Below are 453 nucleotides of genomic sequence, written 5' to 3' on the forward strand. Positions count from 1 at the left end.
ACGCGCGCGAAGGCGACAAGGTCGTGGATGGCAGAGAAAGTCGCGAGGGCGCAGGTGGGAGACAACGATGAGATGCGGGTGAGGAAGAGGGTGACGGGGGCCGGGGCGCGGGAGAGTGAGCAGGACGGGGTGACCGACGCGGGGAAGAACGAGGGGGGGGTGTCGCCGACCAAGTCGTGGGGCAGGCGGGCGGATGAGGGGCAGATCCGCGGCATCACGGTCGACCTGTTGGCGGACTACCGGCGGAACGGCGGCGTGCGGTGTGCCGAGTTGGAAAGAGAGAGCATGAACGTCGCAGGGGGTAAGGGGGGCGTCAGCGGGGGGTTGGGGGTGGGAGAGCGACAGCAGAGTGCGGGCCAGCTTCAGTCGGGAGGGGCTCGAAGCGCGCATGTCGGGGAGCGGCTGGTAGTGGGCGGCGAGGGCGGTCATGGCTTGCCGCGCGGTGTCCTCGCT

1 protein-coding gene is annotated in these 453 nt (G+C 70.0%); it reads left to right on the forward strand.

The window, feature by feature from the left end:
- Positions 1-27: 27 nt before the first annotated feature.
- The coding region (locus tag A6V37_RS41845; protein WP_208607878.1) for a hypothetical protein at positions 28-453 on the forward strand (426 nt) is incomplete at its 3' end.

Source organism: Paraburkholderia ginsengiterrae (assembly GCF_001645125.1).
Lineage (GTDB): Bacteria > Pseudomonadota > Gammaproteobacteria > Burkholderiales > Burkholderiaceae > Paraburkholderia > Paraburkholderia ginsengiterrae.